This window comes from Streptomyces sp. SID3212, from assembly GCF_009865405.1.
Classification (GTDB): domain Bacteria; phylum Actinomycetota; class Actinomycetes; order Streptomycetales; family Streptomycetaceae; genus Streptomyces.
In genome coordinates, this window is record NZ_WWJY01000757.1 from 1 (window position 1) to 4,228 (window position 4,228).

The window sequence follows — 4,228 nt, forward strand, 5'->3', positions numbered from 1 at the left end:
CACCGGCGCCGCAGCCCGTCAGGGGCGCGCGGGCGGGCGGCCGCACGGCGGTCCGGGCGATGCGCTCCATGGTCCCCACTCCCTCCCACCCCACGATCCGACGGCAAGATCCGACTGACTGCGAGTCTAGGCGGGGGGTCTGACAACCGGCCGCCGAGCGGCTTCTCCGCAGGTCAGCGCAACCCTTCCCAGATCTCTCTGGTCGCCGCCCCCGGATCCAGGACCGGCTCGGCCACCGCCGCGCCCTCCGCCCCGAACACCATCGTCGTCCTGGTGTCCCGGTCGTACGGCCGCCAGCCCGGATCGCCCGTCGTCGCGAACGCCACCCACGCCCCGTGCATCGCGTCGGCCACGTCCTGCGGCGCGTCCTCCCCGAGCATCGGGGCGTACACCGGGTCGCGCAGCCGGTCGAACACAAAGCCCAGTTCCGCGGAGTGGCAGGCGCCCAGCCGGCCGCCGAAGCGCGGGGAGCGCCAGGCGAACTCGTACACGTACGAGCCCGGCACCGCCTCCGCGAGCCGGATCGCCGGGATCCGGTAGAACCAGTCCGTCACAAGAGCGTCGTACAGCTCGCCGGGAGTCAGCTCGCCAGGAGTCAGCTCGCCAGGAGTCAGCTCGCCGGGCGTCGCCCCGGCCCGCCCCTCCCCGTACAGAGCCAGCGCCGGGCCCGGATCGAGGCCGTACGCGCGTGCGGTCGCGCGCAGCCTGGCCCACGTCAGCAGCTCCAGGCGTCCTGACGGCACCAGGAAGAGCCGGTACTCCTCACGGTTGCTGCCGACCAGCAGGTCGACCCCGCAGTCGGGCCCCGGCAGGATCCGCCGGGGCCGTACCGGCTCGAACGGCATCATGTTGACGGCGGCCTCGCCCCACAGGGCGCGGTCGGGGCGGGCCACGATCTCCGCGCGCAGCTCGGCCTGCGCGGGGAGCAGCCGGGCGGCGGGCACCCCGGCGAGGCCCTCTGCGGTGGGGGCGACGCCCAGTTTCGCCGCCAGGCGCGCCGTGATGAGCCGTGCGGAAGCCGGGGGCAGGAAGTGGTGGGCGCCGCCGCTCTGGAGGATCGCCCGCCGGAAGAGGCCCTTCGCCCGCTCCATCCCGAGCAGGACACCGATGCTCATCGCCCCGGCCGACTCCCCGAAGACCGTGACCCGGTCGGGGTCGCCTCCGAAGGAAGCGATGTTGTCGCGTACCCACTCCAGTGCCGCGATCTGGTCCAGGAGGCCGCGGTTGTCCGGCACGCCGTCCAGATGGCAGAAACCTTCCACCCCGAGCCGGTAGTTGAGGGTCACGCACACCACGCCGTCCCGCGCGAACGCGGTCCCGTCGTACGCGGAGGTGGAACCGGAGCCGTTGGCGAACGCGCCGCCGTGCACCCACACCATGACCGGGAGCCGGGCGCCGGGACCGGGTGACGGGGTCCAGACGTTCAGGTTGAGGCACGACTCCCCCGGTGCGCCCGGGACGACGTTCTCCGGGAGGAGCGCGTCGAGGGGCGGTGCGTAGGGCGCCTTCGGCGCGGTCGGGCCGTACGTGACGGCGGGGCGCACCCCCTCCCACGGCTCGACGGCCCCGGGCGGACCGAACCGGGGCGCGGTCGCGTACGGGATGCCGAGGAACGACGTCACACCCGTGGTGACGGACTCACGGCCTCGGACCTGCCCCTGACGGGTCGTGCACAGCGGTTCCATACGCGTGATGTACCCCGGCGGCGGACGCCGGAGCCCCGGATGGGACGGCCGGGACCGGGAATCGGTCCGTAGCCCGGCCGGCCGCACATCTGGTGCCGCTCCTCCCGGGATCCGGCAGTGTGACGAGCACCTGCCCACGCACCGGACCGCACGCGACGCGCGTACCGCACCGAACCCGACGCCCGTACCGAACTGAAGACGAGGACCGCCCATGTCCGTGACCGATCACCGGCGCCTCGGCATCGCCGCCGGGGCCGTGCTCCTGACCTTCGCCGTCGCCGGCTGCTCCGGCCTCGGCCGGACCTCGGTGGGCACGATCGTGTACGAGTCCCAGAACCGGCACGAGGTCCAGGTGTCGAACCCGCTGGTCACCGGCTGCCACCGGCTCGTGCCGGGCGGCGCCGTCGACCTCACGAACCGCACCCTCGTCGACATGCGGATGTACCTGACCCCGGACTGCTCGGGGAAGAGCACCACGTACATCGCCACCACCCTGAGCGACGTGATCGCCCCCGGCGCCGCCCCCTGGCGGAGCTACACGTTCGTGCACTGAGCCGCGCCGGTCCACCGGAGCCGTCCGGGCACAGGCTCAGTGCGCCGCGCCCACGCGCCGGCGGACCAGCCCCACCAGCTCCGCCGTACGGGGCCGGCGGACCACGGCCATGAAGACCAGCGGGACGGCCAGGATCACCGGCGTCAGCAGGTTCTCGCCGTCGAAGACGGTCAGCTGGGTGACGAAGGCGCCGATCATCAGACCGGTGAAGGCGATCGCGGCCACCCCCGACAGCAGCGGTATCAGCAGCGCGACGGCCCCGGCCAGCTCCAGGGCCCCCACCAGGTACATGAACCAGTCACCGAAACCGATGGTGTCGAAGGACTCCGCCGCCGAGGAGTGCGCGACGAGCTTGGGAGCGGCGCTCGCGATCCCGAAGAACAGCGCCAGGACGATCTCCAGTCCGCGTACCGTGAGGTGCGCCCGCCGGGACGGCTCGTAGGACGTGGCCGAGGTCGGGTTCAGGGCCTCTGACATGGTGGTTTCCTCCGTCTGGTCGAGCGCCCGGTGGCGCTGTCGAGAGGTAGACGGAAGGCCGCGCCGGAACTCATCGCTCGTCGCCCACACTCTTCCCCGTGGTCGGGGTCAGGGGCCGCCCCGGCGGGTAGACCCACCTCGGGAGGTGCGAGATATGCGCGCCGGAAGTGAGCCGAGGACCGCACGCAGTGCGCTGCGGATGCGGTTCTGGCTGAGCATATGGGGTGTGATCTGGGCCGTCTTCGGCACGGTGGCGTTCGCGGTCGCCGGGCGGATGGGCTGGTCGCTGGCGTGCGGCCTGCTGCTGCTGGCCGTCCTGGCCGACCTGGGGGTGGTCCTCTGGCGGATCAGGCGCAGAGCGCGCGGAACGGACCGCGACGACCGGTACGGCCGGCCTCGGGGCCTCTGACTCATCGGCGACCCTATGGTGACGTGCGGTTACGCTCCGGTACCCACCGCGGCCGGTGTCACTGCGCGTCGGGCGAATCGGCGTCCCGCGCGTCATCCCGCGCGTCGCTGTCGAACCGGGCCGCCTTCAGATACTCCGGCTTCGGGTCCAGCGCCGCCGCCAGCCGGAAGTGCCGGGTGGCCTGATCGGGGCGGCCCGACCGCTGGTACGTCCTGGCCAGGGCGAAGTGCGCGTACGCGTTGTCCGGCTCGCGCTCCAGGACCAGCTCGAACTCCAGCTCGGCCGGGCGCAGTTGGGCCGCCGCGAAAAACGCGCGAGCGCGCAGCAGGCGAGCCGCGGTGTTCTCCGGGTGGGCCGCGATCACCGAGTCGAGGAGCTTCACGGCCCCGCGCGGATCCCGCGCCGCCAGCAGCTGCTCGGCCGCGCGATAGTCGATGACGTGGGTCTCCGGGCTCTCGGGCACGGTCGCATCCTTCCCTAGCTGCGCGGCTTCAACGCCACGCGTGGCGGTGCTATTCCATTCTCCCGCGCCGGCCGGACGCCGCCGCGCGCTCCGTCAGGCTCTCCCAGACCCTGCGGACCTGCGGTTCCAGTTTCTCCAGCGGGCCGTCGTTGTCGATGACGACGTCCGCGACGGCGCGGCGCTCCTCGCGTGTCGCCTGCGCCGCCATGCGTTTGCGCGCCTCGGACTCGGTCATGCCCCGGGTCCGTACGAGGCGGTCGAGCCGGGTCGCGGACGACGCGTCCACGACGACCACCAGGTCGTACAGGGGTGCCATGCCGTTCTCCACGAGCAGCGGCACGTCGTGGACGACGATCGCGTCGGCGCCCGCCGCCGCCTCCAGCTCGGCGGAGCGGGTACGGACCAGGGGGTGGACGATCGCGTTCAGCGCCTTGAGCCGCTCGGGGTCGCCGAAGACGATCGCGCCGAGTGCCGGGCGGTCCAGGGCCCCGTCGGCGGTGGTCACGCCGGGGCCGAAGGCGGCGACGACGGCGGCCAGCCCCGGGGTGCCCGGCTCGACGACCTCGCGCGCGATCCGGTCGGAGTCGATGACCACGGCGCCGTAACCGGCCAGCAGCCGCGACACCTCGCTCTTGCCCGCG

At 73.1% G+C, this 4,228-nt stretch carries 6 protein-coding genes; 2 read left to right on the forward strand and 4 right to left on the reverse strand.

The window, feature by feature from the left end:
* Nucleotides 1-173 precede the first annotated feature (173 nt).
* A complete protein-coding gene (locus GT042_RS22940; RefSeq protein WP_161310613.1) occupies nucleotides 174-1,685 on the reverse strand; it encodes a carboxylesterase family protein in 1,512 nt (503 codons plus the stop codon).
* A gap of 211 nt (nucleotides 1,686-1,896) precedes the next feature.
* Between GT042_RS22940 and GT042_RS22945 the strand changes: the two genes are divergently transcribed.
* The gene (locus GT042_RS22945; RefSeq protein WP_202533518.1) at nucleotides 1,897-2,238 is read left to right on the forward strand and encodes a hypothetical protein; all 342 of its coding nucleotides are present in this window, start codon (nucleotides 1,897-1,899) and stop codon (nucleotides 2,236-2,238) included.
* 36 nt (nucleotides 2,239-2,274) lie between these two features.
* Here GT042_RS22945 and GT042_RS22950 read toward each other — a convergent pair whose 3' ends face one another.
* Nucleotides 2,275-2,715, reverse strand: coding sequence for a DoxX family protein (locus tag GT042_RS22950; RefSeq protein WP_161310614.1), 441 nt, complete (start codon nucleotides 2,713-2,715; stop codon nucleotides 2,275-2,277).
* Nucleotides 2,716-2,869: 154 nt separating this feature from the next.
* Here GT042_RS22950 and GT042_RS22955 point away from each other — a divergent pair, with 154 nt between their 5' ends.
* Nucleotides 2,870-3,124 carry a DUF6343 family protein gene (locus tag GT042_RS22955; RefSeq protein ID WP_161310615.1) on the forward strand — a complete coding sequence of 85 codons (255 nt, stop codon included), beginning with the start codon at nucleotides 2,870-2,872 and terminating at the stop codon, nucleotides 3,122-3,124.
* A gap of 58 nt (nucleotides 3,125-3,182) precedes the next feature.
* Here the strand turns inward: GT042_RS22955 and GT042_RS22960 are convergent, their stop codons facing one another.
* Nucleotides 3,183-3,587, reverse strand: a complete 405-nt coding sequence (locus GT042_RS22960) for a tetratricopeptide repeat protein (protein WP_161310616.1) — start codon at nucleotides 3,585-3,587, stop codon at nucleotides 3,183-3,185.
* A gap of 49 nt (nucleotides 3,588-3,636) precedes the next feature.
* On the reverse strand, nucleotides 3,637-4,228 hold a 592-nt coding region (coaE, locus tag GT042_RS22965), incomplete at its 5' end, for a dephospho-CoA kinase (RefSeq protein WP_161310617.1).

What these genes read in the sequence shown, in the direction of transcription:
- GT042_RS22945 (WP_202533518.1), top strand. Translation starts at nt 1,897, where the DNA reads ATGTCCGTGACCGATCACCGGCGCCTCGGCATCGCCGCCGGGGCCGTG.
- GT042_RS22955 (WP_161310615.1), top strand. Translation starts at nt 2,870, where the DNA reads ATGCGCGCCGGAAGTGAGCCGAGGACCGCACGCAGTGCGCTGCGGATG.
- GT042_RS22950 (WP_161310614.1), bottom strand. Translation starts at nt 2,715, where the DNA reads ATGTCAGAGGCCCTGAACCCGACCTCGGCCACGTCCTACGAGCCGTCC.
- GT042_RS22940 (WP_161310613.1), bottom strand. Translation starts at nt 1,685, where the DNA reads ATGGAACCGCTGTGCACGACCCGTCAGGGGCAGGTCCGAGGCCGTGAG.